Raw genomic sequence first — 2,489 nt, forward strand, 5'->3', positions numbered from 1 at the left:
CGCCGACCGCGAGGAGATCGGCGACGTGCTCGATCCCGTGTACGACGCGCTCGGCGTGCCGTTCGACCCGAACTCCGTGGGCAGCGTCGCCGCCGCGGGCGGGTCGAACGATCCGAAAGAGGTGGCTCGGGCGCTGGAGGACGCGATCGTCGACGGTCGGCCGACGACGGTCGAACGGCTCGCCGACACTGCGGCGGGCCGGGAAACTTAGGGCGGGGCCACACCCAGTGGACGTATGCTCATCACCGGCGCCGAACTCCCCGACGGCCGCGTCCGGGACGTTCGGACCGACGAGGGCCGCATCGCCGAGATCGAAGGCTCCCTCCACTCGCTGCCCGACGAGGAGACCGTGGACGCCGACGGGCTGACGCTCCTCCCGGGCGCAATCGACGCCCACGTCCACTTCCGCCAGCCCGGCCACGGCCACAAGGAGACGTGGGCGACCGGCAGTCGCTCGGCCGCGGCGGGCGGCGTCACCACCGTCGTCGATCAGCCGAACACCTCGCCGCCGACCGTCGACGGCGACGCGTTCGACGAGAAGGCGGAGTTCGCCGACAACGCGGCGGTCAACTACGGCATCAACGGCGGCGTGAACCACGAGTGGGCGCCCGAGTCGCTGCTCGCCCGGCCCGTGTTCGCGCTCGGCGAGGTCTTTCTGGCGGACTCCACGGGCGAGATGGGTATCGACGAGGACCTGTTCGAGGACGCGCTCGCCGCGGCCGCCGACGCCGGAATCCCCGTCACCGTCCACGCGGAGGACGCCGATCTGTTCGACGAGTCCGTGTACGGCGCTGACGCCGGCGGGGTCGGCCGGGAGGCCGACGCGGACCTGTGGAGCCAGTACCGCACCGCCGAGGCCGAGATCGCGGCCGTCGAAGCCGCCTGCGAGGGCGCTCGCGGCGCCGGGGTGGAGATTCACGTCGCCCACACGTCGACGCCGGAGGCGGCCGACCACGCCGCCGACGCGGGGATGACGACCGAGGTCACCCCGCACCACCTGCTGCTCTCCCGCGAGGACCTCGACGAACTGGGCACGTTCGGGCGGATGAACCCGCCGCTCCGGAGCGAGGCCCGCCGCGAGGAACTGTACGAGCGCGTCGCCGACGGCACCGTGGACCTGATCGCGACCGACCACGCGCCACACACGACTGCGGAGAAGGAAGCCGGGCTCTGGGACGCCCCCTCCGGCGTCCCGGGCGTCGAGACGATGCTCCCGCTGCTGCTCGCGGAGGTCCGCGCCGCCGGCCTCACCCTCGAACGGGTCCGGGACCTCGTCGCCGCGAACCCCGCCGAGCGGTTCGGCCTGCCCGAGAAGGGCCGGGTCGAGGTGGGGTACGACGCCGACCTCACGCTGGTCGACCTCGACGACGCCGAGCCGATCCGGGCCGACTCGCTGCACACGAAGTGTGACTGGACCCCCTTCGAGGGCCGCGAGGCGGTGTTCCCCGAACTCACGATCGTCGACGGCGAGATCGTCTACGACGGCCGTGCCGGAGATCGGTTCACCGTCGGCCTGGGGCGGAACGTCCGGGAGTAGCGAAATCCGGGTGTTCCGGACTGTCAGACAACGAAGTTCTCACGCTGGGGCTACCCGCCCGAGAGCGGCGTCGCCCGCCGGGCTGTGACGGTCTCGCAAGGCAAGCTTTACATATATCTTCAAGTAAATTAGAACGATGCCCGAATGCCAGAACTGTAGTTCGTTCGTCACGCGGCGGTACGTCCGGGTGTTCACTCCCGAGGGGCAGGAGACGCCTCGGGTCTGTCCCTCCTGTGAAGACAAGATCCGGGACGGCAGCGACGTACGCGCCGCGCGTTCGACGCGAGGGAACTGAGAGGTAGACGGGTCTTTTCGGCGCTCGAACCGCGGTCGCGGGGAACACCCCGCGGCAGTCGGTCGACGAAAACGGGAACCGCAGTCAGTAGCTCCGCTCTTTCGGCTCGTAGGTCTTGGCCTCGCCTTCGAGCACCGCCGGCTTGTACCAGAGGCCGGGGCTGCCGTCGTTCCAGGACAGCATCGTGTGCTTGAGCCACTCGTCGTCCTTGCGCTCCTGGTGCTCCTTGCGCCAGTGGGCGCCGCGGAACTCGTCGCGGGCCAGCGCGCCGACGGTGATCGCCTCGGCCACGTCGAGCAGGTTCCGGGTCTCGATCGTGTGGATCAGGTCGGTGTTGTAGGTGCGCGAGGGGTCCTCGACGGTGACGTGCTGGTAGTCCTTCCGGGCCTCGCGGATGTCTTCCAGCGCGTCTTTCAGCGCGCCCTCCTCGCGGAACACGTTCACGTTCTCGGTCATCGTCTCCTGTAGCTCCGAGCGGACCTCGGCGTGGTTGATCCCCTCCTCCTTCTCGAGCAGGTAGTGGACCCGGGTGCGCTCGGCCTGCACCGCCTGGACGACGACGCCGTCGGCGTTCTCGAGGCGTTCGGCGTGGCAGTCGTCCATCTCGTCGGCGTCGACCCACTGCACGTCGACCTCGACGCCGCGCTGGATGCCGGC

The 2,489-nt window shown here is 70.1% G+C and carries 2 protein-coding genes and 2 pseudogenes; 3 read left to right on the forward strand and 1 reads right to left on the reverse strand.

Annotated elements, in window-relative coordinates; translation table 11 throughout:
* The 3 genes and pseudogenes from ACFR9S_RS08640 to ACFR9S_RS08650 all read left to right on the forward strand — a co-directional run.
* Positions 1-211, forward strand: a pseudogene (locus ACFR9S_RS08640) (lipoate--protein ligase family protein); the annotation flags it as partial.
* A gap of 24 nt (positions 212-235) precedes the next feature.
* Positions 236-1,537 carry a dihydroorotase gene (locus ACFR9S_RS08645; RefSeq protein WP_379818433.1) on the forward strand — a complete coding sequence of 434 codons (1,302 nt, stop codon included), beginning with the start codon at positions 236-238 and terminating at the stop codon, positions 1,535-1,537.
* A 136-nt stretch (positions 1,538-1,673) separates the two neighbouring features.
* Complete coding sequence (locus tag ACFR9S_RS08650) at positions 1,674-1,832, forward strand: DUF7563 family protein (protein WP_202594681.1); 159 nt, start codon at positions 1,674-1,676, stop codon at positions 1,830-1,832.
* A gap of 84 nt (positions 1,833-1,916) precedes the next feature.
* On the opposite strand, the pseudogene ACFR9S_RS08655 reads toward ACFR9S_RS08650, so the two are convergent.
* Positions 1,917-2,489, reverse strand: a pseudogene (locus tag ACFR9S_RS08655) (FAD-binding protein); the annotation flags it as partial.

Origin of the sequence: Halolamina salina, assembly GCF_042678005.1 — an archaeon.
Classification (GTDB): domain Archaea; phylum Halobacteriota; class Halobacteria; order Halobacteriales; family Haloferacaceae; genus Halolamina; species Halolamina salina.